Annotated in this window: 22 protein-coding genes; 9 read left to right on the top strand and 13 right to left on the bottom strand. The window is 57.0% G+C overall.

Features of this window, described 5'->3' with window-relative positions:
• Positions 1–167 precede the first annotated feature (167 nt).
• Together yejK and RHM55_RS20305 are read left to right on the top strand one after the other, a co-directional pair.
• Positions 168–1,169 (top strand): nucleoid-associated protein YejK, encoded by a 1,002-nt coding sequence (gene yejK / locus RHM55_RS20310; protein WP_219060934.1) that lies wholly within the window; start codon positions 168–170, stop codon positions 1,167–1,169.
• Positions 1,170–1,191: 22 nt separating this feature from the next.
• Positions 1,192–1,542 (top strand): glutaredoxin family protein, encoded by a 351-nt coding sequence (locus RHM55_RS20305; protein ID WP_322178033.1) that lies wholly within the window; start codon positions 1,192–1,194, stop codon positions 1,540–1,542.
• Between the two features lie 38 nt (positions 1,543–1,580).
• On the opposite strand, the gene RHM55_RS20300 is transcribed toward RHM55_RS20305, so the two are convergent.
• From RHM55_RS20300 to RHM55_RS20285, 4 genes are all read right to left on the bottom strand, one after another.
• Entirely contained in the window at positions 1,581–2,513 is a 933-nt protein-coding gene (locus RHM55_RS20300) for a glutathione S-transferase family protein (protein ID WP_322178032.1), read from the bottom strand.
• 84 nt (positions 2,514–2,597) lie between these two features.
• Positions 2,598–2,918 (bottom strand): GIY-YIG nuclease family protein, encoded by a 321-nt coding sequence (locus tag RHM55_RS20295; RefSeq protein ID WP_407074564.1) that lies wholly within the window; start codon positions 2,916–2,918, stop codon positions 2,598–2,600.
• Between the two features lie 51 nt (positions 2,919–2,969).
• Positions 2,970–3,440: a nuclear transport factor 2 family protein gene (locus RHM55_RS20290; RefSeq protein ID WP_322183032.1), complete on the bottom strand. Its 471-nt coding sequence runs from the start codon at positions 3,438–3,440 to the stop codon at positions 2,970–2,972.
• A gap of 110 nt (positions 3,441–3,550) precedes the next feature.
• The gene (locus RHM55_RS20285; RefSeq protein ID WP_322178030.1) at positions 3,551–4,828 is read right to left on the bottom strand and encodes a CynX/NimT family MFS transporter; all 1,278 of its coding nucleotides are present in this window, start codon (positions 4,826–4,828) and stop codon (positions 3,551–3,553) included.
• Positions 4,829–5,158: 330 nt separating this feature from the next.
• On the opposite strand from RHM55_RS20285, the gene RHM55_RS20280 reads away from it, so the two are divergent.
• Complete coding sequence (locus RHM55_RS20280; RefSeq protein WP_322178029.1) at positions 5,159–5,734, top strand: hypothetical protein; 576 nt, start codon at positions 5,159–5,161, stop codon at positions 5,732–5,734.
• Between the two features lie 82 nt (positions 5,735–5,816).
• Here RHM55_RS20280 and RHM55_RS20275 read toward each other — a convergent pair whose 3' ends face one another.
• From RHM55_RS20275 to RHM55_RS20260, 4 genes are all read right to left on the bottom strand, one after another.
• Positions 5,817–6,581, bottom strand: a complete 765-nt coding sequence (locus RHM55_RS20275; protein WP_322178028.1) for an amino acid ABC transporter ATP-binding protein — start codon at positions 6,579–6,581, stop codon at positions 5,817–5,819.
• 10 nt (positions 6,582–6,591) lie between these two features.
• Complete coding sequence (locus tag RHM55_RS20270; protein WP_322178027.1) at positions 6,592–7,689, bottom strand: amino acid ABC transporter permease; 1,098 nt, start codon at positions 7,687–7,689, stop codon at positions 6,592–6,594.
• A gap of 10 nt (positions 7,690–7,699) precedes the next feature.
• Positions 7,700–8,881, bottom strand: coding sequence for an amino acid ABC transporter permease (locus tag RHM55_RS20265; RefSeq protein WP_322178026.1), 1,182 nt, complete (start codon positions 8,879–8,881; stop codon positions 7,700–7,702).
• 70 nt (positions 8,882–8,951) lie between these two features.
• Positions 8,952–9,980 (bottom strand): amino acid ABC transporter substrate-binding protein, encoded by a 1,029-nt coding sequence (locus RHM55_RS20260; protein WP_322178025.1) that lies wholly within the window; start codon positions 9,978–9,980, stop codon positions 8,952–8,954.
• A gap of 479 nt (positions 9,981–10,459) precedes the next feature.
• On the opposite strand from RHM55_RS20260, the gene RHM55_RS20255 reads away from it, so the two are divergent.
• Both RHM55_RS20255 and rhlB read left to right on the top strand, forming a co-directional pair.
• On the top strand, positions 10,460–11,116 hold the full coding sequence (locus tag RHM55_RS20255) for an alpha/beta hydrolase (protein WP_322178024.1): 657 nt from the start codon (positions 10,460–10,462) through the stop codon (positions 11,114–11,116).
• Positions 11,117–11,263: 147 nt separating this feature from the next.
• Positions 11,264–12,742, top strand: a complete 1,479-nt coding sequence (rhlB, locus tag RHM55_RS20250; RefSeq protein WP_322178023.1) for an ATP-dependent RNA helicase RhlB — start codon at positions 11,264–11,266, stop codon at positions 12,740–12,742.
• 106 nt (positions 12,743–12,848) lie between these two features.
• Here the strand turns inward: rhlB and moaE are convergent, their stop codons facing one another.
• The 5 genes from moaE to RHM55_RS20225 form a co-directional block, all read right to left on the bottom strand.
• On the bottom strand, positions 12,849–13,307 hold the full coding sequence (gene moaE / locus RHM55_RS20245; RefSeq protein WP_322178022.1) for a molybdopterin synthase catalytic subunit MoaE: 459 nt from the start codon (positions 13,305–13,307) through the stop codon (positions 12,849–12,851).
• A 2-nt stretch (positions 13,308–13,309) separates the two neighbouring features.
• Positions 13,310–13,555, bottom strand: a complete 246-nt coding sequence (locus tag RHM55_RS20240) for a MoaD/ThiS family protein (protein ID WP_322178021.1) — start codon at positions 13,553–13,555, stop codon at positions 13,310–13,312.
• Positions 13,552–14,037, bottom strand: coding sequence for a cyclic pyranopterin monophosphate synthase MoaC (moaC, locus tag RHM55_RS20235; protein WP_322178020.1), 486 nt, complete (start codon positions 14,035–14,037; stop codon positions 13,552–13,554). The genes RHM55_RS20240 and moaC overlap by 4 nt, the downstream gene beginning before the upstream one ends.
• A gap of 115 nt (positions 14,038–14,152) precedes the next feature.
• On the bottom strand, positions 14,153–15,547 hold the full coding sequence (locus tag RHM55_RS20230) for a PhoH family protein (protein WP_322178019.1): 1,395 nt from the start codon (positions 15,545–15,547) through the stop codon (positions 14,153–14,155).
• Positions 15,548–15,897: 350 nt separating this feature from the next.
• Entirely contained in the window at positions 15,898–17,022 is a 1,125-nt protein-coding gene (locus tag RHM55_RS20225; protein WP_322178018.1) for a polysaccharide deacetylase family protein, read from the bottom strand.
• A 94-nt stretch (positions 17,023–17,116) separates the two neighbouring features.
• Between RHM55_RS20225 and yaaA the strand changes: the two genes are divergently transcribed.
• From yaaA to RHM55_RS20205, 4 genes are all read left to right on the top strand, one after another.
• The gene (gene yaaA / locus RHM55_RS20220; protein WP_322178017.1) at positions 17,117–17,896 is read left to right on the top strand and encodes a peroxide stress protein YaaA; all 780 of its coding nucleotides are present in this window, start codon (positions 17,117–17,119) and stop codon (positions 17,894–17,896) included.
• A gap of 802 nt (positions 17,897–18,698) precedes the next feature.
• Complete coding sequence (locus RHM55_RS20215) at positions 18,699–20,015, top strand: UDP-glucose/GDP-mannose dehydrogenase family protein (RefSeq protein ID WP_322178016.1); 1,317 nt, start codon at positions 18,699–18,701, stop codon at positions 20,013–20,015.
• Between the two features lie 157 nt (positions 20,016–20,172).
• Positions 20,173–21,654 (top strand): mannuronan synthase, encoded by a 1,482-nt coding sequence (gene alg8, locus RHM55_RS20210; protein ID WP_407074565.1) that lies wholly within the window; start codon positions 20,173–20,175, stop codon positions 21,652–21,654.
• A 43-nt stretch (positions 21,655–21,697) separates the two neighbouring features.
• Positions 21,698–22,867 (top strand): alginate biosynthesis protein Alg44, encoded by a 1,170-nt coding sequence (locus tag RHM55_RS20205; protein WP_322178015.1) that lies wholly within the window; start codon positions 21,698–21,700, stop codon positions 22,865–22,867.

Here is a 22,867-nt window from a genome sequence, read left to right as displayed (position 1 = left end):
GAGCGTTAGAGCATGAAAAATACAGGGCAAACGTCTGATTCAGGCCAAAACCCGTGTCTTGCGAGGCGTTCTGGCAGTGCCCAAGGTGCGTTACACTGCCCGACCTTGAATTGAGCGCGGGCTCCAACGCAGCTCTTCATCATCTGTTTACCCCAGCCGAGAAGCCCATGCCGATCCGTCATTGCATCGTCCACCTGATCGACAAAAAACCCGACGGTACGCCAGCAGTCCTGCATGCGCGCGACTCCGAACTCGCTGAGTCCCAGGCCATCGAGCACATGCTCGCCGACCTCAACGAGAGCTATAACGCGAAACAAGGCAAAGCCTGGGGCTTTTTCCATGCCGAATCCGGCGCGCACCCTTTCAGCGGCTGGTTGAAGGAATATCTGGAAGGCGGCAAGGATTTCACCGCATTCAGTCGGGTTGCCGTCGAGCACCTGCAGAAGCTGATGGAAGAATCCAACCTCTCGGTCGGTGGTCACGTTTTGTTCGCCCACTACCAACAAGGCATGACCGACTACCTGGCCATCGCCCTGTTGCACCACAGTGAAGGCGTGGCGGTGAATGCCGAACTGGACGTGACGCCGTCGCGCCATCTGGACCTGGGCCAATTGCACCTGGCCGCACGGGTGAATATTTCCGAGTGGCAGAACAACAAGCAGTCCAAGCAGTACATTTCCTTCATCAAGGGTAAGAACGGGAAAAAGGTTTCGGAATACTTCCGTGACTTCATCGGCTGCCAGGAAGGTGTCGATGGCCCCGGCGAAACCCGCACCCTGCTCAAGGCCTTCAGCGACTTCGTGGAGAGCGAAGATCTGCCGGAAGAGTCCGCCCGCGAGAAAACCAAGACGCTGGTCGACTACGCCAGCAGCCAAAGCAAGATCGGCGAGCCGATGGGCCTGGAAGTGCTTTCAGGGCTGATCGACGAAGAGCGTCCACGCGCATTCTATGAGCACATCCGCAACAAGGACTACGGCCTGTCTCCGGAGATCCCGGCGGATAAGCGCACCCTGAATCAGTTCCGTCGCTTCACCGGCCGCGCAGAGGGCCTATCGATCAGTTTCGAAGCCCATTTGCTGGGCGACAAGATCGAGTACGACGAAGAGGCTGGCACCTTGATCATCAAAGGTCTGCCCACCCAACTCACTGACCAGTTGAAGCGCCGGTGATGGTTAAACAGGGATCTGGCAGATGCTGACGCGCACGCTGAAAAAGTTTCTGCTGATCATGCTGGTGGTTGTGGCTTACCAGAACTGGGGCAAGATCGAGCACCTGTTCTCGCCGTCCTCGACAGTCGCGACCCAACGTCAAGCGCAGGCCAACGTCGTGCTGTACGCCACCGACTGGTGCGGCTACTGCAAAAAGACCCGACGTTTTCTCGACAGCAAAGGCATCCCGTACAAAGAGTTTGATATCGAGAAGTCAGCCGAAGGGCGCAAGGCCTATGAAGCCCTGGGTGGACGCGGCATCCCGCTGATCGACGTGAACGGTACGTTGATCAGGGGATTCAGCCCGGAAGCGATCCTGGCAGCGCTGAAATGATGTCAGCCGTGCCCGAAAGCAGGCGCAGGCCCCTCAGCTCAGCGCGCCTCGATCCGAAATCCAAAGCGCGGAAAGTGCACATGCACCACACCCGCGCGCTCGTCCTCGCGACGCAGAATCAGCTCTTCACGACCCGCAAAGACTAACTCGCCTTCCACCGGATCGACGCCGTAGTCGACGGCGGAGATGGCCACTTTCTGGCCAGGGGTGAAGCCGTTCGGGTCCTCAAAGACCTCGTCCGGCAGCGCTGCAGGCGTAGCGTTGCGAGCGATCTCCAAAGCGTCTGTGGCACTCATGTCGCTGAACGCACCGTGACCGAAACCCAACACTCGATTCAACCACATCGACACCGCCGGGTAGGCATCGACAAACGGTGCGGTGACGGGGGTCTGCTTGAGAAACCACAGGGTGTGGGCCAGGGAGAAGTCGGCAATGGAGGCCTCACCGAACAGGAAGTCACCATTGAGCTCCAGTTGCAGCTCCAGCCGGGATATCAGGGTCGGCCATTGATGCTTTGCCTGCTCCAGCGTCAGGCGTGATGCGGTGCCGCCACTGAACAACTCGGTACGGTCGGCGATGAAGGCTTTGACCGCCTCCGGCGGTGCTTTGGCAAAACGCAGGGCGATAGATTCTGGCTGGAACACCAGGCTCACGGCATGCTGGAACATGATCGAATCGGACCAGGCAGCGAAACTTGCCACGGTGAATTCCTGGCCTTCGGGGAAAAACGTGGGTGAGGCTTTCTGCTGTTCCAGACGGCGAGCCATCAAGGCCGTGTCGCAATAGATATCGGCCCCCACTTGCAGCACCGGCGTCTTGCGATACCCCCCGGTCAATGCGGTCAGGTCAGGTTTGGGCATGACGGGTGAAATCATCACCGAGCGCCACGACAGCCCTTTGAAGCCCAGGATCAAACGGGCCTTTTCGGAAAACGGCGAGGCTGGGTAATGGTGCAGGATCAGCTCTGTCATGTTCGGTCCGCCCTTCAGATGGAAAGTCAGCAGCTTACCTGCCTGAGTCCTGCGAGCCTACCCGGTCAGCTTGATAACCGCTCATCACGCCGATGGATTAACAACTGCACTCAACACCAAGGCTTCCTTGGCGCTTTTTTTCAGTTGCTTGATCAAGCGTTCCTGACGCAAGGCTTCACGCTTATCACAGCAGGCTTCGGTGTAGACCAGCGCGACCGCCGGGCTGGAATAGAAGAACCGCGCACCCTTGCCGCTTTGATGGGCGGCAAAACGGCGCTGGGGATCATCACTGATGCCGCAGTACAACGAACCGTTGGCTGCACGCACCAGATAGACGAACCAGGGCTTGCTGGCATTGATCGTCACCAGCGCATCGTCGGCCGGTGTCAGGGAAGCTTCTTGCATGGTGGTCATGAACGCAGGCAGTTAGAGCAAGTGAACGATCTTAGCAGAGCGTCAGCGCCCGGCCTGGAAAGCTTTCAGGCCTTTCTGCGCCTGAGCCCGAATCGCGTTCTGCACAAACGGCGTCCAGCCCAACAACAAGCCTTTGGTGCCCAAGGCCTGACGCGACCAGCGCCACAGGTCGAAATGGTCGTGGTGTTCGCAGATCTTGCCGTCGCGAAACACGAAGCGCGCCTGGATATCATTGACCACCGTATTGCCCGTCTGACTGAACAGGTAAGTCGCGACCCAATGTGCGCCGCCGGTACGCTCGTCCGCACGGAGGTTATCGAAGACCACGGAAAAGTCTTTGGCCCGCGAGGTCAGCATGCGCCACATGTCACCGGCCTGCCGTCCGCGCAGCTCGCCAAACACCGGATCACTGAACAGAACGTCCTCGGTGTAGCAGGCGCTCATAGCCTCCGCGTCCAGCCGGTTGAACGCTTGGTAAAACTCCGTGATCACTGCGTTGTTGGCATCACTCAGGCGTGTTGCTTCGCTCATACAGTCCGGTTCCATGGCTCACGAAAGATGCCTGCACGATAGCCTGCAACCCATGCCCTGACTATCTGCATTCGCGACGAGAATACCGTCGCTCAGACTTTCTCGCTGTGGACCTGTACGTACAACGCACGCCCGGCGCCCAGCCCGAAAACGATCGCGGCCAGACCGACAACAGCGAAAATCCAGCCAACGGCATTCCAGCCACCGGTCAAGTCATGAACGATACCCACCGCGAACGGCCCCAGGGAAGCGAGGGTATAACCGAAGCCTTGAGCCATGCTCGACAGGTTGGCCGCGACATGTGAATCCCGCGAGCGCAACACGATCAGGGTCAGCGCAAGGCTGAAGGTCCCGCCCTGCCCCAGGCCCAAAACAATTGCCCAACCCCACAGACCGTCGAGCGGCCCATAGAGGCAACCGAACAAACCGCCGAGCGTCAGCAGCATCACCACCAAAATCGCCAGCCGCTGGTCCTTCCCGCGTGTCGCCAGCCAAGGCGCAGTCAGGGCACTGATCAGTTGCACCATGATCGAACCGGACAACACCAGACCCGCTTGGGTCGGGGACAGACCACGGCTGATCAGAATCGATGGCAACCAACCAAACACGATGTATGCCAGCGATGATTGCAGGCCCATATAAAGGGTGACTTGCCATGCCAGTCGATCACGCAGCAATCCACGCACACGGTAGGCGACTCGGTGCAGACCATGCTCCTGACGTGTCTGGGGTAACCAGAACACAGCCGCGAGCATTGCTGGAATGATCCAGAAACCAAGGCCCGTCGCCCAACTGTTGTCGAAATACTGGCTTAACGGAACGGTCGAGCCGGCAGCCATCGCTGCGCCCAGACACAAGGCCATGGTGTAGACGCCCGTCATGGTCCCGGCCTGTTTGGCGAAATCCCGTTTAACGATCCCCGGCAGCAACACACCGATGATGCCGATGCTCGCCCCGGCCAGAATACTGCCTGCAAACAGCCCCGTTTCACCGAATGAACTGCGCAGAATGATCCCGCCCGCCAGCGTCAGCAAAATGCCCAATACCACCCGCTCGCTGCCAAAACGCCGCGCCAGAATCGGCGCCAGCGGCGCGAACAATCCCAGACACAGCACGGGCAACGTAGTCAGTAATCCGGCTTTAGCCGCCGACAGGCCCAGGCTTTTCGAGACGTCGCTGAGCATCGGCGCCATGCTCGACAACGCCGGACGCAGGTTCAAGGCGACCAATACCAGCCCCAGTAACAACAGCCAGGGACGTATTAGTACCGGATTATGTTGCTGCACCTGCTCATCGTCAGCTTCGGCATCGATCAGCAGTTCATTGATGTCACGGGGGCCTGTGCTCGCCTGAGGCGCCTTAGTCGTCATTTGATTCTCTGGTCAGGTTCTGGATCAGACCGGGCATCCTGTTGGAGAACGACAGAGAACACAAGGTTGGTCAATCTGTGGGCTTGCCTTCGAATCCCTTAACGCGGCGTGTCAGATATACCGCCATCGCGCATAAATATATGAAACTCAGAAACGTCCTACATACCTCCCCGTGGCCTTCGCAGACAAGTCTGTCTCCTACGATGGTCTGGGTCCGGTCTACGCGGAAGTTTCTTACATAGATAACGGAAATGGCCGGCTTCCATGGGTCTGGCAGGGTGTTATTAAACGTGGCGCTAATTATCGCGCTAAACACGCCAAGGAGGTTCGATGTCTGCCAATCCCTATGCTACGCCGCAGTCCGCACTGGAAGTCACTCAAGAGGACGAGTCGGCTTTTTTCGTCGTATCGATAACAAAGCTAGCCATAATGTTCATCATGACGTCCGGGCTTTATTATGTTTACTGGTCATATAAAAACTGGAAGATTTATAAGGACTCGACGGGTGCCAGTATTTGGCCAGGTGCCAGAGGATTATTTAATATATTTTTTGTGTATGTGCTTTTTCAGCGTATCAATCAAGGCATTGAACATTCCGGTCGTCATTTGGCCTGGTTTCCCAAATTTCGTGCTATTGCTCTGATAGGGTTGACCTTGATTGGGATGGGCCAGGGTCTGCTTGCCGGCTTCGGGCTGAGCGCGGCGGTGTCCCTGGTCTTGCTATGTGCCGAGACCTACCTGCTGATCGGCGCGCAACGGGCCATCAATTATCTGGAGGATGATTCACGGGGTGAGAGCAATGCCAGATTTACGCTGCTTAACTACGCGTGGATGCTGCTGGGGCTTTGCTTGTGGGGTTTCAGTGTCATTACTCTCATGGGCATGAGGGACCTTGGGATTCTGTAATCGACACGCTCCTTGGGGAAATGCAACAGCCATAAAAAACCCGGACCAAAGCCCGGGTTTCTTTATGCTGCCTGTCACCAAATCAATGCAGAATCTGGCTCAGGAACAACTTGGTGCGGTCGCTTTGCGGGTTGTCGAAGAAGTCGTTTGGCGCGGCCTCTTCGACGATTTCACCCTTGTCCATGAAGATCACCCGGTTTGCCACGGTGCGGGCAAAGCCCATTTCGTGGGTTACGCAGAGCATGGTCATGCCGTCTTCTGCGAGGCTGACCATGGTGTCGAGCACTTCCTTGACCATTTCTGGATCGAGGGCCGAGGTCGGCTCATCGAACAGCATGATTTTCGGCTTCATGCACAGGGCACGAGCAATCGCCACACGCTGCTGCTGACCACCGGAAAGCTGGCCAGGGTATTTGTGCGCCTGCTCTGGAATCCGCACCCGCTCCAGGTAATGCATGGCGATTTCTTCAGCCTTGCGCTTAGGCATCTTGCGCACCCACATCGGCGCCAACGTGCAGTTTTGCAAGATGGTCAGGTGCGGGAACAGATTGAAATGCTGGAACACCATGCCCACTTCACGCCGGATCGCTTCAATCTGCTTGAGATCGTTGGTCAGTTCAGTGCCGTCGACAATGATGCGACCCTGCTGGTGCTCTTCCAGACGGTTGATACAGCGGATCGTGGTCGACTTGCCCGAACCCGAAGGTCCGCATAACACGATACGCTCGCCCTGCCGGACGTTCAGGTTGATGTCTTTCAACACGTGGAACTGGCCGTACCACTTGTGCACGCCCTGCATCTGGATCATGCCTTCAGCGCCCAGAGGCTGTTTGATTGCTTCACTCATCACAAAACTCCTAACGCTTGTGGCCTGTGTCCAACTTACGCTCCAAATGCATGGAGTAGCGGGACATGCCGAAACAGAAGATCCAGAACACCAGGGCCGCGAAGACATAGCCTTCGGTGGCCATACCGAGCCATTTCGGGTCGGCGGCGGCTTGCTTGACGCTGTTGAGCAGGTCGAACAAGCCAATGATGATCACCAGACTGGTGTCCTTGAACAGGGCAATAAAGGTGTTCACGATGCCCGGAATCACCAGTTTCAACGCTTGCGGCAGAATCACCAGACCCATGCTGCGCCAGTAACCCAGGCCCATGGCAGCGGCCGCTTCGTACTGACCTTTGGGGATGGCCTGCAAACCACCGCGCACCACTTCAGCCACATAGGCCGACTGGAACAGGATCACCCCGATCAAGGCCCGTAGCAACTTGTCGAAGCTCATGCCTTCGGGCAGGAACAACGGCAACATCACCGAGGACATGAACAGCACGGTAATCAACGGAACGCCGCGCCAGAACTCGATGAACGTCACGCAGACCACACGAATCGCCGGCATTTTCGAACGTCGACCCAAGGCCAGCACAATACCCAGTGGCAGAGCGCCGGCGATGCCTACGGTGGCGATGACCAGGGTCAGCATCAAGCCGCCCCATTGGCTGGTCGCCACGTTGGCCAGGCCGAAAGTGCCGCCGTGCATCAGGAAGTACGCCACAGTCGGGTAGATCACCAGAAAGCACAGCCCGTAAACGGCCTTGCGTGGGAACTTCGAGACAAACAAGGGCGCGGCACCGATAACCGCCAACAACACGGTCAGGTCGATGCGCCAGCGCAGTTCGACGGGGTAGTAGCCGTACATGAACTGGCCGAAACGTTGCTCGATGAACACCCAGCATGCACCGGCCTTGGTGCAGTCGGCGCGGGTGGTACCGACCCAGTTGGCATCGAAAATCGTCCATCCCAATAAAGGCGGAACGATCAACCAGACCAGGTAGAAAGCAAACAGCGTCAGCAGGGTATTGAGCCAACTGGAGAACAGGTTGGCCCGCATCCACGCCACGACACCCACGCTTAGCGTGGGGGGTGGCATGTCGGGTTTGAAAGTATGGGTTGTCATGCGCTTTTCCTCACCGTTCGATCAGCGCAATGCGCTTGTTGTACCAGTTCATCAGCAGCGAAATGCTGATACTGATCGCCAGGTAAACGCTCATGGTGATCGCAATCACCTCGATAGCCTGACCGGTCTGATTGAGCACCGTGCCAGCAAACAACGAAACCATTTCCGGGTAACCGATACCGGCTGCCAGCGAAGAGTTCTTCGCCAGGTTCAGGTATTGGCTGGTCAGCGGTGGAATGATCACCCGCAGGGCTTGCGGGATGATGACCTTGCGCAGGGTCGGGCCAGGGCGCAGGCCCAACGAGCGCGCCGCCTCGGTCTGACCGTGGCTCACCGACTTGATCCCGGAACGCACGATTTCGGCGATAAACGCCGCTGTGTACACGGTCAAGGCGATGGTCAGGGCCAGCAGTTCCGGGATCATTACCCAGCCGCCGACAAAGTTGAAGCCTTTGAGCTCCGGCATTTCCCAGTGCAGCGGATTGCCCGATATCAGAACGCACAGCGCCGGAATCACCACCATCAAGACCAGGCCAGCCCAGAACTTGTGGAAAGGCACGCCGGTGGCTTCGAAGCGTTTGTTGGCCCAGCGGACCATCAGAATGACGGCGACGACGGCCACCACCACGCTGCCCAGAAACGGCCAGAAAGCGTCGGTCAGGGTCGCGCCCGGCATGTTCAAGCCGCGATTACTGAAAAAGAACATACCGCCAATGCTATGGCTGCCGCGCGGACCCGGCATGGTCAGGAAGACGGCGAAGTACCAAAACAGAATTTGCAGCAATGGCGGGATATTACGGAAAACCTCGACGTAAACCGTGGCTAGCTTGCTGATCATCCAGTTAGGTGACAACCGGGCAACGCCAACGATGAAGCCCAGCAGCGTCGCCAGCACGACACCAATGACCGTCACCAGCAAAGTGTTCAGCAGACCGATAACGAACACCCGTGCATACGTGTCGGATTCGGTGTAATCGATCAAATGTTGAGCGATGCCAAAACCGGCGCTCCGATCAAGGAAGCCGAACCCGGACGTGATACCGCGATGCTGAAGGTTTGTCTGGGTGTTATCGAACAGATACCAACCCATGAAGATCACCACGCCAATCGTGATGATCTGGAATAGCCACGCACGCACTTTAGGATCGCTGAGGGAAAACCTCTGCTTTGGTGCGCCGATTTGATTTTGCATGAAGTGCCCCATGAAGATTGGAACAGAACAACGCTCGGTAACGGTTAAAGGTTACCGAGCGCAGGGCCTATCAGCGCACTGGAGGTGCGTATTGAATGCCGCCGTTGTTCCACAGCGCGTTCAGACCACGGTCGATCTTCAGCGGAGTGCTTTGTCCGAGGTTCCTCTCAAAGACTTCGCCGTAGTTACCGACCTGTTTAACGATCTGTACGACCCAGTCTTTCGGCAGTTTCAGGTCTTTACCGTATTCACCGTCAGTACCGAGCAAGCGAGCAACGTCCGGGTTTTTGCTGGCTTTAGCTTCTTCTACAACGTTTTTCGACGTAACGCCCATTTCCTCAGCGTTAACCATGGCGAACAGGGTCCACTTGACGATGGAGAACCAGTCTTCGTCGCCCTTACGCACGACAGGGCCCAGTGGCTCCTTGGAGATGGTCTCAGGCATTACCACGTAATCGTCTGGGCTCGCCAGTTTGCTACGCTGTGCGAACAGCTGCGATTTGTCGGAGGTCAGCACATCACAACGACCGCTTTCCAGCGACTTGGCGCTTTCGTCAGAGGTGTCGAACGTGATCGGGGTGTACTTAAGCTTGTTGGCGCGGAAGAAGTCGGAAACGTTCAGCTCAGTCGTAGTACCGGCCTGGATACAGATGGTCGCGCCATCCAGTTCCTTGGCGCTTTTAACACCCAGCTTTTTGTTTACCAGAAAGCCAACGCCGTCGTAGTACGTCACGCCGGCAAACACCAGGCCCATGCCCGCGTCACGGGAACTGGTCCAGGTGGTGTTACGCGACAGCACGTCGATTTCGCCCGATTGCAGCGCAGTGAAGCGCTCTTTGGCGTTCAACTGACTGAACTTGACCTTGGTAGCGTCACCAAAGACAGCAGCAGCGACAGCGCGACAAACGTCAGCGTCGATACCCAGGATCTTGCCTGTCGAGTCTGGAACCGAAAAACCTGGCAGGCCATCACTGACACCGCACTGAACAAAACCCTTTTTGTGAATGGCGTCGAGGGTCGCGCCTGCGTGAGCAAAACTGCTAACACCGAGAACCGCTGCCGCCGTCAGTACAGCCAGGGTGGATTTCAACATCTTCATTCAAACCTCCAGTTTGCTCTTTGTTGTGTAGGAGCTTGAGTCCCGTCGCACCCTTGTGAGGCGTTAATGACCCGTGCTGGCTTATTTTTGGGTCACGCAACGTAAGACCTGGACCACGAGTCTGGCGCGAGATCTACCCGACACCACCGACCCGCAGCCCGTCAATCGGCCGAATGGACTGAAGCCCCCATGATGTCCGCTGGACCAGTCCGGTACAGAACGAACCGTACGCAGAATATTGATACATGGGTTACAAGCTCCCCCGCGGCCATCAGTCGCCTGATAGTGTTACCGTCCGGGGTGAGCGCATTCACTCCGAAGGTTGTATAGCAAAGCCCGTACCAGCATGCTGGCAATGTCGAATTAGCGACACATCAACGGCAAAACTTGTAACCTTGCGACATCGTCCAAACCTATTTTTTGAATGCGCCCTGTACTAACGCACTGCGAAAGAGCGCACGCACACTAATGGAGCAGCCATGACCACCCCTTTGACCCTCCAACCCGTAAAGACCGCCGATGCCTGCGTCATCTGGTTACATGGCTTGGGCGCCGACCGTTACGATTTCATGCCTGTCGCTGAAACGCTGCAAGCCACGTTGCTGACAACACGCTTCGTTTTGCCCCAGGCCCCGACCCGCGCAGTCACCATAAATGGTGGCTACGAGATGCCCAGCTGGTACGACATTCTGGCCATGAGCCCGGCCCGGGCCATCAGTCACGAGCAGCTTGAGACATCGGCTCAGATGCTCCTGAACCTGATCGAAGAGCAGAGCGACAGCGGCATCGACCCGGCACGAATCTTCCTGGCCGGTTTCTCCCAAGGTGGCGCGGTGGTATTGCACACCGCATTCCTGCGCTGGCAGGGGCCATTGGGCGGTGTGCTTGCGCTGTCCACTTACGCGCCTACCTTCAGTGATCAACTGACCCTTTCTGCGAGCCAACAACGGACCCCCGCGTATTGCTTGCACGGGCACTATGATGATGTGGTGCAAAATTCCATGGGGCGCACCGCGTATGAGTACCTGAAAGCCTTGGGCGTCACCGCAACATGGCAGGAATACCCAATGGGCCACGAAGTGTTACCGCAGGAAATTACCGACATTGGCGTTTGGTTGGCGCAAAAGCTGCGTTAATCGTTCAATCAGAGCGGACAAATGCCACCTGAAGCGCGCTGAGAAGCCCTGATTTGACATGTCGTGTAGGGCATTTGGCATGGCACTACGCCGCGCCCGGTTCTTGCTTTACACTGCCTGTCGTATATTCCTTAATCAATTGACGAGATGACCGTGCTCAGAGCACTCAAAAAGATGTTCGGTAAAAGCGAGGCTGAGCAGCTCGCGCCCAGCCCCATCGCTCCTTCGCCTGCTGCTATCGGCCCAACCGAGGGCGATCAACGGCCACACAACGCAAAAAAATCGGTACCTGCCAGCACGCCTGTCCAGGATCAGCACACGCACATCGAATCCGCAAAAGTCGAACAACCCAAGGCCGAGCGCCCGCGCCGTGAACGCGCACCAAAACCACCGGTCATCGCCTGGAAGCCTGAAGACTTCGTCGTAGAGCCACAGGAAGGCAAAACCCGCTTTCACGACTTCAACCTGTCGCCCGAACTGATGCACGCCATCCACGACCTGGGTTTCCCGTATTGCACGCCAATCCAGGCCGAAGTATTGGGCTTTACCCTCGCGGGCAAAGACGCCATCGGTCGCGCGCAAACCGGCACCGGCAAAACCGCCGCATTCTTGATTTCGATCATTACGCAGCTGGAACAGACCCCGCCACCCAAAGAGCGCTACATGGGCGAACCGCGTGCCCTGATCATCGCCCCAACCCGCGAGCTGGTGGTGCAGATCGCCAAGGATGCGGCCAGCCTGACCAAATACACCGGCCTCAACGTCATGACATTCGTCGGAGGCATGGACTTCGACAAGCAGCTCAAGCAGCTCGAAGCCCGCCACTGCGACATTCTGGTGGCCACACCGGGCCGTCTGCTGGACTTCAACCAGCGCGGCGAAGTGCACCTGGACATGGTCGAAGTTATGGTTCTGGACGAAGCCGACCGCATGCTCGACATGGGCTTCATCCCGCAAGTGCGCCAGATTATTCGCCAGACCCCACACAAGGGCGAACGCCAGACCCTGCTGTTCTCCGCGACCTTCACCGAAGACGTGATGAACCTCGCCAAACAGTGGACCACCGATCCGGCCATCGTCGAAATCGAAGCGGAAAACGTGGCCAGCGAAATGGTCGAGCAGCATATCTATGCCGTGGCAGCCGCCGACAAGTACAAGTTGCTCTACAACCTCGTAACCGAGAACAACTGGGAACGCGTGATGGTCTTCGCCAACCGCAAGGATGAAGTGCGGCGCATCGAAGAGCGTCTGGTGCGTGATGGCGTAAACGCCGCGCAGTTGTCCGGCGATGTCCCGCAGCACAAACGCATCAAGACCCTGGAAGGCTTCCGCGAAGGTAAAATTCGTGTCTTGGTGGCCACCGATGTCGCAGGTCGCGGGATTCATATCGACGGCATCAGCCACGTGATCAACTTCACCCTGCCCGAAGTGCCGGACGATTATGTGCACCGCATCGGCCGTACCGGTCGTGCTGGCGCCAGCGGTGTCTCGATCAGCTTTGCCGGGGAAGATGACTCCTATCAGTTGCCTTCGATCGAGGCGCTGTTAGGCCGCAAGATCAGCTGCGAAACGCCACCAACCGAGTTGTTGAAACCGGTGGTGCGCAAGAGCGCTCAGCCTTTGTAAAAGACCACTGCATCATAAAAAAAAGCGCATCCCGGTTTCGGTGATGCGCTTTTTTTTGCTCCGTGAAATCAGGAGCCCATGTATTCGCAAAGAAGCCAGTTCGGGATCAGGTCTTATCGACCCAACGCCCCGCCGCCGCGTGATCACTGTCGCGGCCTTCGACCCAGTGTGGGCCGTCGAGGGAGGTCTCTTTCTTCCAGAACGGTGCGCGGGTTTTCAGATAGTCCATCACGAACGCGCAGGCATCGAATGCCGCTTGCCGGTGAGCACTGGCAACGCCGACAAAGACTATTGGCTCGCCCGGCTCCAGAGCGCCCACCCGGTGCAGCACCTCTAGTCTGAGCAAAGGCCAGCGCTGTTCGGCTTCAGCGGCGATTTTGCCAAGCGCCTTTTCGGTCATGCCGGGGTAATGCTCCAGGAACATCCCCGCGACCTCCCGCCCCTCGTTGAAGTCGCGCACATAGCCAATGAAGCTGACCACCGCACCAACCCCCACATTGGCAGCGTGCAAGGCATTCACTTCGACGCCCGGATCGAACGCAGCTGTCTGCACCCGAATTGCCATATTCAGCCTCCGGTCACGGTAGGGAAGAACGCCACTTCATCGCCTGATACCAGCGGCTCGTCGAGCTGACACAGCTCCTCGTTGCGGGCGCACATCAGGTTTTGTTCGGCCAACACCTGCCACACACCACCACGCAGTACCAAATGCGTACGCAGTGCGTCGAGGGTGGCGAACTCGCCGTCTACCGTTTCGGTATCCAGCCCCAAGGCCTCGCGATAACGAGCGAAATACAGGACTTTAAAGGTCATTGCGCGTCCACCGGCTCTTCAGCAATGAAGTGACCACTCTTACCGCCGAGCTTTTCCAGCAGGCGGACGTTTTCGATGATCATGCCGCGATCCACCGCCTTGCACATGTCATAGATAGTCAGCGCAGCGACACTCGCCGCCGTCAGCGCTTCCATTTCCACGCCGGTCTGCCCGGACAGTTTGCAGCGGGCGACGATGCGCACCGCATCTTCACCGTCCGCGCTCAACTCGACCTTGACGCCGGTCAGCAGCAACGGATGACACAGCGGGATCAAATCCGAGGTTTTCTTTGCCGCTTGAATGCCGGCAATACGTGCCACGGCGAACACGTCCCCTTTGGGATGACCACCACTGACAATCATTTGCAGGGTTTCAGGGCGCATACGCACAAACGCTTGGGCCACAGCCTCACGGAACGTCACGTTTTTGTCGGTGACGTCGACCATATTGGCGCGACCTTGGGAATCGAGATGAGTTAGCACAGCGTTACTCCTGAATAGGAGTGGGGATTGTAAACCTAAAACTGGAACTACCTCATTAACTGCAGGAGCGAACATGTTCGCTCCTGCAGGTTCATCCACAGCTCTCAATCAAGCGTTACAAATGGCTCTCCGCATACTCAGCGAGGATCGAACGTGGCACCCCTTGCAGGGTGATGTGCACACCATTGGGGAAGTCTTTGAAACGCTCCGTCAGGTAAGTGAGGCCAGAACTGGTGGCCGACAGGTACGGGGTATCGATTTGCGCCAGGTTACCCAGGCAGACCACTTTGGAACCGGAACCGGCACGGGTGATGATGGTTTTCATCTGGTGCGGTGTGAGGTTCTGGCATTCGTCGATCAGGATCAGGCTTTGCTGGAAACTGCGTCCACGGATGTAGTTGAGGGATTTGAACTGCAACGGCACTTTGCTGAGGATGTAGTCGACACTGCCATGGGTGTTTTCGTCATCCATGTGCAGCGCTTCCAGGTTATCAGTGATGGCGCCGAGCCACGGCTCCATTTTTTCTGCTTCGGTGCCGGGTAGGAAGCCAATCTCCTGATCCAGCCCCTGCACGCTGCGGGTGGCGATAATGCGCCGATAGCGCTTGCTGACCATGGTCTGCTCGATGGCTGCCGCCAAGGCGAGAATGGTTTTACCCGAACCGGCTGCGCCCGACAGATTGACCAGATGGATGTCTGGATCAAGCAAGGCAAACAACGCCAGGCCTTGGTAGATGTCCCGTGGCTTCAGGCCCCAGGCTTCCTGGTGCAACAAAGGCTCCTGATGCATGTCGAGAATCAGCAGTTCATCGGCCTGGATACCTTTGATCCAGCCGACAAAACCTTGCGCATCGATGATGAACTCATTGATGTGCACTGCCGGCAGGTTGTCGATGAGTTGCACCCGATGCCATGTGCGGCCGTGATCCTGGCGAGTTTCGACCTTGCTGACACGGTCCCAGAAGGAGCCGGTCATGGTGTGGTAGCCGCGCGACAGCATGGACACGTCGTCGACCAGTTGGTCGGTGCTGTAATCCTCTGCGGCGATCCCACACGCCCGCGCCTTGAGGCGCATGTTGATGTCTTTGGTCACCAGCACTACAGGCAAGTCCTTATTGCGCACGTGCAGGTCGATCAATTGGTTAATGATGATGTTGTCGTTCAGGTGCTCGGGCAACAAGCTGTTGGGCTCGGCCCGCTTGTTCATCAGGATCGAAAGAAAGCCTTTGCAGATGCCTGTGCCACGATCGATCGGTACGCCCTGTTCAACCTCCTCCGGTGTCGCGTTGCCCAGTGTCTTGTCGATCAGACGAATCGCCTGACGGCACTCGGCAGCAACCGAATGCTTGCCGGCCTTGAGCTTGTCCAGCTCTTCGAGGACGGTCATGGGGATAGTGACGTGATGCTCTTCGAAATTCAGCAGTGCGTTTGGATCATGGATCAATACGTTGGTATCGAGCACGTAAAGGATTGGCTGGTTAGAAGAAGGGGTGCGTCCGTGATCATCCATACTCGCTCACCTTTTTAGAAGCCAAGCAACGCAATACAACAACAGTTCTGCGCCACGGAAAGGCCGCCGTAGCTCTCCTCTTCAGGCAGAGGAGAAAATGCTCAAGATGGGTCTGGGATGACGCCACCTGTGTTGCAGGTTTCGGCGGTCTGTATTGGTAATACCGCAAAACTCATGACAGAAAAAAGCACTTTGACGTTTTTTTGAAGTTTATTTTTCAGCATGACGAATAGCGCTTGGCGAGACCGTAAAGCACCGTTACAGTCAGGAGTCTGCCTGACCCGAATTGTCGAAAAAATCCATCGCATCCCGCCCTTCAAATGCCTGCATTCCTTTGCTCCACGGGCCTTTCAGGGGTAGTCGTGACAATCCTGCCATCGAAGTCCACTTTGTGCCGTATTGGCGATCAGCCAAGGCAACGCCGTCTCGACTTTATTGTGGATGTCATGAAATACAATGACCCCGCGTCGCCACAGCAGCATCAGGGTCAAGACCCGCTCGCTGGCCTGTTGGGCGGAAATGTTTCGGTTCCAATCCTGAGAATCGATATTCCACAGCGAAACCTTCAGCCCCTGGGCGCGGAAATATTCGGCGCTGTCGGCCCGGCGGTGACCGTAAGGGGGACGGAACAACGGCAGGTAGTTGTCGGGCAACACCTGCTGCAACAGCACGGCGCTGCGCTGAACCGAGTTCTGCCAGTCGGACCACTGGCTGTGTGAACGGTATTCCCAGCCCTGCAAGCCCACGCATTGCTGCTTATAGAGCCCCTGTACCTCCGGCACGGAGCTTTTTTCCAGGCGCATCTGCATGTTTTTGCCCAGTACGAAAAAAGCAGCGTTGAGCTTTTGCTGGCGCAGGTACTCGGTTAACCAATCCGTGGTGCCACCGACGACTGTCGGGCCACTGTCGAAGGTGAGCAGAAATGCCCGGTCATTGAGTTCATCGCCCGTGAGTTCGTCTGAGTTGTAACGCTCGATTTCGCTGCTGACCAGCGGGAACAAGGCCGCCATGCGCAGCAGCTCGTTCAGGTAGCGCTCGTGAAACGCCCGGCTCGGTACCGCCCAGGCCGCATAGAACGAATCATCGGCGACCTGAAAATTGTCGGCCCGCTCGCGCAACATCTCCATGTCCTCGACCAGTACGCAGAAAGAGGCGTCCTGCTCGCAGCTCTGTTGCGCAAACTGGTAATTCTCCAACAAGCGCGCCCACAGACGCTGGCGGATCAAATTCAGCGAAACCATGTTGATTTTCTTCAGCCCCAGACGCGCTTTAAGGCCCGCTTCATCCTGGCTTTCGCTAACCAGCAAGGCATGCGCAAAGGCCAGAATCTCGGCGCGCGAGGCGACATCGAACAAGACCGGCGAGGTCAAATGCTCAGGCCATACGCTGCGATCCAGCATGGCGGGCACAGCAGGCCCGGCCGCCTGAGCGTTGAAGCAGAACAGGCAGACCGAGATGAATAAAACAATGCGCACAATCAAATCCCCAGAAAATCCCCGCGACGCACTATAGCTGGAGTCCACACCTCCCACCCCCTAGAATCGCGCCACGATTAAAGGAGACGATTTTATGCTGATGGTGATTTCCCCAGCCAAAACCCTCGATTTCGAAACCCCGCCGGCAACCGCACGCTTCACGTTGCCGCAGTACCTGGATCACTCTCAGGAACTGATGGTTCAACTGCGTGAGTTGACCCCCGTGCAGATCGGCGAACTGATGCATCTATCGGACAAGCTCTCGGGGCTTAATGCCGCACGTTTCGGTAGCTGGACGCCGGCTTTCACCCCAGCGAACGCCAAGCAGGCGCTGCTGGCGTTCAAGGGGGATGTCTACACCGGGTTGCAAGCCGAAAATTTCACCGACGCCGACTTCACCTATGCCCAGGACCATCTGCGCATGCTCTCCGGCCTTTATGGCCTGTTGCGCCCGCTGGACCTAATGCAGCCTTACCGGCTGGAGATGGGCACCAAACTGAGCAACGACCGCGGCAAAGACCTCTATGCGTTCTGGGGCACGCACATCAGTGAGTGGCTGAACCAGGCGCTGGCCGACCAAGGCGATGACGTGTTGCTGAATCTGGCCTCCAATGAGTACTTCTCGGCGGTGAAGCGCTCTACCCTCAATGCGCGGATCATCAACACCGAATTCCGCGACTGGAAGAACGGGCAGTACAAAATTATCAGTTTCTACGCGAAAAAAGCCCGGGGAATGATGAGCCGTTTTGTGATCAAAGAGCGCATCGACAATCCCGATGCACTAAAACAGTTCAATGAGCACGGCTATTGTTACAGCCCGGCGCATTCGAAAGCAGACACCCTGGTTTTCCTACGGGAGACAGCCGATCAGTAATTGCATGATGAGGTGCACGGCTTATTCGAAAGCGTGCACATTGTCACCCTTCCCAGCCGATTGACTGGTACATTTGGACAATTAAATGACGCCAGTAAAATGGCGTGTAAAATTTAAATCCAAATTTCTCAAAAAAATTACAGCTTTTTTTCACTCCGTTAGACCCCCTATTTAAAGTAGTGGCCTATACGTGTCTCCTGCCCGCAACTCCCCATTCATTATGGCTCTGCCAAAAAGTGCCACTAATATGCAAGTACGCTTTCTGCAGATTTTAGGTAGCTTAGTTTCGAAATGAATACCGCTAGCCCGGAACTAATATCAAAATCAGAGGCTCTTAGTCATCGTAACAATTCTCGCCAATTATGTAAGCGATGACGTACATAGTGACAAGACGATCCGGGAAATCACCCACTAGCAAGTTCGACCGCAGGGTCGATGAGTTAGCCCAGGAGATCACGCAATACCGGGTATCTTAATACGATCAGGAAAAGCACCTTTCCAGTGCTTGTGGCAATTGTCAGGTCACGCACATCAAGGCCTTGAACCAAGACCTGTGCGCTCCGCGCTTGCCGGCAACGCGTCCTGAAATGCTTTGCCAAGCCCCACGGGCCAGAGCCTGACAATAGGCCACGTACAGCCCTTATCAGCGTCATTGAGTGCGCCACTTATTAGGCCCTCACAACTTAACTATGCCTACGTCCGCGCTGTGACGCTCTAAGCGTCACACTGTTGGGCGGATGATTATTGCGGCTCAACCTCAATATCCAGCCAACTTATGGCGTGAATAAACAAGGAGAATACGATGCGTATCAGCATCTTTGGTTTGGGCTATGTCGGTGCAGTATGTGCCGGTTGCCTGTCTGCACGTGGTCATGATGTAGTGGGTGTAGACATCTCGAGTGCCAAGATTGACCTGATCAACAATGGCAAATCGCCTATCGTTGAACCGGGCCTGGAAGAGCTTCTGGCACAAGGCATCAAAACCGGGAAACTGCGTGGCACCACGGACTTCTCTGCCGCTATTCGCGACACTGATTTGTCGATGATTTGCGTGGGCACGCCCAGCAAAAAGAACGGCGATCTGGAACTCGATTACATCGAATCCGTCTGCCGGGAAATTGGCTTTGTCCTGCGTGACAAGACCACCCGTCACACCATCGTCGTGCGCAGCACCGTCTTGCCGGGCACTGTCGCCAACGTAGTGATTCCGATCCTCGAAGACTGCTCCGGCAAAAAAGCCGGTGTCGACTTCGGTGTCGCGGTCAACCCTGAGTTCCTGCGTGAAAGCACTGCGATCAAGGATTACGATCTGCCACCGATGACCGTGATCGGCGAGTTCGACAAAGCCTCCGGTGACGTGCTGCAAGCGCTGTACGAAGAGCTCGACGCACCGATCATCCGCAAGGACATCGCTGTCGCCGAGATGATCAAGTACACCTGCAACGTCTGGCATGCAACCAAGGTCACCTTCGCCAACGAGATCGGCAACATCGCTAAAGCGGTGGGCGTCGATGGGCGTGAAGTGATGGAAGTGGTCTGCCAGGACAAAACACTCAACCTTTCCCAGTACTACATGCGTCCAGGCTTCGCTTTCGGCGGCTCTTGCCTGCCCAAAGATGTTCGCGCCCTGACCTACCGTGCCGGCTCGCTGGACGTTGATGCGCCGCTGCTCAACTCGCTGATGCGCAGCAACGTTTCGCAAGTGCAGAACGCGTTCGACATCATCACCAGCCATGACAAACGCAAAGTCGCCTTGCTCGGCCTCAGCTTCAAGGCCGGCACCGATGACCTGCGCGAAAGCCCGCTGGTGGACCTGGCAGAAATGCTGATCGGCAAGGGCTACGACCTGAGCATCTACGACACCAACGTCGAATATGCCCGCATGCACGGCGCGAACAAGGAATACATCGAGTCGAAGATCCCTCACGTCTCGTCCTTGCTCAACTCGGACTTTGACGAAGTGATCAACAACTCCGACGTGATCATCCTCGGCAACCGTGACGAGAAGTTCCGCGCCCTGGCAGACAAAGCCCCGGCCGGCAAACAGGTTATCGACCTGGTCGGTTTCATGTCCAACGCCACAAGCACAAGTGGCCGGACCGAAGGTATCTGCTGGTAATCCAGCTGCCCTGACAGCGTCAGTCAAGGTCTGTGGGAGCGAATCCGCTCCCACACGTCCCCCTCACCTTAACTGACGGGCATCAGCTACACATGCCTGCCTTAACCCATTCGGGCCAACCCAAAAGGCTCTCCCGATATCGAGACGGATGCAGATTATGCACAGGCTAAAGCACGGCCTACTTCAGGCCGCAGGTTGGCTGTTTTATCTCAGTATATTAATGGGCCTCGCTTTGGCGCTGCCTTCCAGTATCTTCGACTCTCAGTCGAAGAACTTTCTGTTCCTGATTGGCGCTGTCGGCATCTGGCGCTACTCCATGGGCGCCACGCACTTTCTGCGCGGCATGCTGTTTCTGTACGTGGTCTATCCGCACCTGCGCCGCAAAGTGCGCAAGCTCGGCAGCGCGGCAGATCCATCCCATGTGTTTCTGATGGTCACCAGTTTTCGAATCGATGCCCTGACCACCGCTCAGGTGTACAGCTCGGTGATTCGCGAAGCCATTGAATGCGGCTACCCGACAACGATTGTCTGCTCCCTGGTAGAGATGTCCGACGAGCTGCTGGTCAAGAGCATGTGGGCCAGACTCAATCCGCCTGAGCGGGTCAAGCTCGACTTCGTGCGTATCGCAGGCACCGGTAAACGCGACGGCCTGGCCTTTGGCTTCCGCGCCATTTCCCGGCACATGCCCGATGCCCGTGCCGTGGTTGCGGTAATTGATGGCGACACCGTGCTCAGTCCGGGTGTCGTGCGCAAGACCGTGCCTTGGTTCCAGTTGTTCGGCAACGTTGGCGGCTTGACCACCAATGAGTTCTGCGAAGTCCGTGGCGGCTACATCATGAGCGAATGGCACAAGCTGCGCTTCGCCCAACGTCACCTCAATATGTGTTCCATGGCCCTGTCCAAGCGCGTGCTGACCATGACCGGCCGGATGTCTGTGTTCCGTGCCGAAGTGGTTACCGACCCGGAATTCATCGCCGACGTCGAAAGCGACTCCCTGCACCATTGGCGTCTGGGCACTTTCAAGTTCCTGACCGGCGATGACAAGTCCAGCTGGTTCAGTTTGATGCGTTTGGGTTACGACACGTTCTACGTGCCGGACGCCTCGATCAACACCGTTGAACATCCGCCGGAAAAGAGCTTCATCAAGGCCAGCCGCAAACTGATGTTCCGCTGGTACGGCAACAACCTGCGGCAGAACTCCCGCGCGTTGGGCCTGGGTGTAAGGCGCCTGGGATTGTTCACCAGCGTGGTGTTGTTCGATCAACGCGTGTCGATGTGGACCTCGATTCTGGGGCTGACCGTCGCCCTGATCGCCAGCTTCAAATATGGCGTGACGTTCATCCTGATGTACCTGCTGTGGATCGGTATCACCCGCCTGATCCTGACGCTGTTGCTGTCCTGCACCGGACACACCATCGGCCCCGCTTACCCCGTGATTCTCTATTACAACCAGATCGTCGGTGCGCTGGTGAAAATCTACGTTTTCTTCCGCCTCGATCAACAGTCCTGGACTCGCCAGGACACCAAACTCACTCGCGACCTGGCCAGCTTCCAACGTTGGTTCAACACCTGGTCGTCTCGGACCATGACCTTCTCCGCAGGCAGCGTGTTCGTCGCTGTGCTGCTGACGATGGTCTGACCACCGGGCCAATGGATCAATTGATTAAGTAGGAATTACCGCCATGAATACCGCCGTGAATGTGAATGTAGTGCATGAATCTGAAGCTCAGCGCCAGCACGCTCGGGTCAAAATACCGGCCAAACTGCGCTTCTTCGGCAGCGACGGTACCGCCCATATTGCCCAGGTCGAAGACCTGTCTGCCGGCGGTCTGTGCTTCAACGCCGGCCGGCAGCCCCTGAAAGTCGGGGAAGTACAGAAAGGCCGCCTGCAATTCGTCATCGATAACCTTGGCCTGGCCATGGACGTTGAACTGCAGGTTCGCTCCTTTGATGCTCGTACCGGTCGTGCCGGCTGCCAGTTCCAGAACCTGGAACAACAAGACATCGCCACCCTGCGCCACCTGATCACCTCGCACTTGAGCGGTGACATTGTGACCATGGGCGAAGTACTCGCCACCTTGCAGCGCGACAATTTCACCAAGGCACGCAAGGTCAAGGACGGCGGCAGCGGCATGACGTTCTTCGGCCGTATGCGCGCCGTGATCTTCAGCTTGGGGATCTTCATCGTCGGCCTGGTCGCGTTCGGCTTTATCTTCAAGTCGGTTTATGGTCTGTACTTCGTCAGCCATGCAACCGCCGGCGTGGTCAGCGTGCCAAGCATGGACGTGACCATGCCTCGCGAAGGGACCGTGCAAAGCCTGGCGGGTACTGATGGCGTGGTCGCCAAAGGTGCACCACTGGCCTCGTTCAGCACCAGCATGCTGGAAATGCTCAAAGACCACTTGGATGACGCGCAACTGCAACCGGCCAAGGTCGAAGACCTGTTCGCCCGGCAATTGAGCGGCACCCTGACCAGCCCTTGTGATTGCATCATCGCCAAACAACTGGTCGCTGACGGCCAGTTCGCCGGCAAAGGCGCAGTGATCTTCCAACTGGTCCCACGCAACACCGAAGCCACAGTCGACGCTCGCTTCAGCTATCGCCAGTTCGCTGACGTGCGCCCCGGTACCCGTGTGAACTTCCAGGTCGCAGGCGAAGATGAAATCCGTCACGGCAAGATCGTCAGCAGCACTAACAACAGCAGCACCGACCTGTCGACCGACATTCGCGTGCAGATCAAGCCTGACCAAGCTCTGAGCAGCAGCCTGTCCGGCCGTCCGGTGGAAGTCACCAGCGATCGTGGCCCTTCATTGAACTGGCTGATCGACAAAGCCATGGCCGTGGGTCTCTAA

It is taken from the genome of Pseudomonas sp. MH9.2 (assembly GCF_034353875.1).
In the GTDB taxonomy this organism is placed as follows: Bacteria; Pseudomonadota; Gammaproteobacteria; order Pseudomonadales; family Pseudomonadaceae; genus Aquipseudomonas.
Note: the sequence above shows the minus strand (reverse complement) of the source record. Positions and strands in the feature narration are given on the sequence as shown.

Bases quoted from the DNA above. Each gene is read 5' to 3' on its own strand.
- RHM55_RS20240 (WP_322178021.1), bottom strand. From the start codon at position 13,555: ATGACCTTTAAAGTCCTGTATTTCGCTCGTTATCGCGAGGCCTTGGGG.
- yaaA (WP_322178017.1), top strand. From the start codon at position 17,117: ATGCTGATGGTGATTTCCCCAGCCAAAACCCTCGATTTCGAAACCCCG.
- RHM55_RS20205 (WP_322178015.1), top strand. From the start codon at position 21,698: ATGAATACCGCCGTGAATGTGAATGTAGTGCATGAATCTGAAGCTCAG.
- RHM55_RS20215 (WP_322178016.1), top strand. From the start codon at position 18,699: ATGCGTATCAGCATCTTTGGTTTGGGCTATGTCGGTGCAGTATGTGCC.
- RHM55_RS20260 (WP_322178025.1), bottom strand. From the start codon at position 9,980: ATGAAGATGTTGAAATCCACCCTGGCTGTACTGACGGCGGCAGCGGTT.
- yejK (WP_219060934.1), top strand. From the start codon at position 168: ATGCCGATCCGTCATTGCATCGTCCACCTGATCGACAAAAAACCCGAC.
- RHM55_RS20300 (WP_322178032.1), bottom strand. From the start codon at position 2,513: ATGACAGAGCTGATCCTGCACCATTACCCAGCCTCGCCGTTTTCCGAA.
- moaE (WP_322178022.1), bottom strand. From the start codon at position 13,307: ATGGCAATTCGGGTGCAGACAGCTGCGTTCGATCCGGGCGTCGAAGTG.
- rhlB (WP_322178023.1), top strand. From the start codon at position 11,264: ATGACCGTGCTCAGAGCACTCAAAAAGATGTTCGGTAAAAGCGAGGCT.
- RHM55_RS20280 (WP_322178029.1), top strand. From the start codon at position 5,159: ATGTCTGCCAATCCCTATGCTACGCCGCAGTCCGCACTGGAAGTCACT.
- alg8 (WP_407074565.1), top strand. From the start codon at position 20,173: ATGCACAGGCTAAAGCACGGCCTACTTCAGGCCGCAGGTTGGCTGTTT.
- RHM55_RS20285 (WP_322178030.1), bottom strand. From the start codon at position 4,828: ATGACGACTAAGGCGCCTCAGGCGAGCACAGGCCCCCGTGACATCAAT.
- RHM55_RS20255 (WP_322178024.1), top strand. From the start codon at position 10,460: ATGACCACCCCTTTGACCCTCCAACCCGTAAAGACCGCCGATGCCTGC.
- RHM55_RS20270 (WP_322178027.1), bottom strand. From the start codon at position 7,689: ATGACAACCCATACTTTCAAACCCGACATGCCACCCCCCACGCTAAGC.
- RHM55_RS20230 (WP_322178019.1), bottom strand. From the start codon at position 15,547: ATGGATGATCACGGACGCACCCCTTCTTCTAACCAGCCAATCCTTTAC.
- RHM55_RS20265 (WP_322178026.1), bottom strand. From the start codon at position 8,881: ATGCAAAATCAAATCGGCGCACCAAAGCAGAGGTTTTCCCTCAGCGAT.
- RHM55_RS20295 (WP_407074564.1), bottom strand. From the start codon at position 2,918: ATGCAAGAAGCTTCCCTGACACCGGCCGACGATGCGCTGGTGACGATC.
- RHM55_RS20275 (WP_322178028.1), bottom strand. From the start codon at position 6,581: ATGAGTGAAGCAATCAAACAGCCTCTGGGCGCTGAAGGCATGATCCAG.
- RHM55_RS20305 (WP_322178033.1), top strand. From the start codon at position 1,192: ATGCTGACGCGCACGCTGAAAAAGTTTCTGCTGATCATGCTGGTGGTT.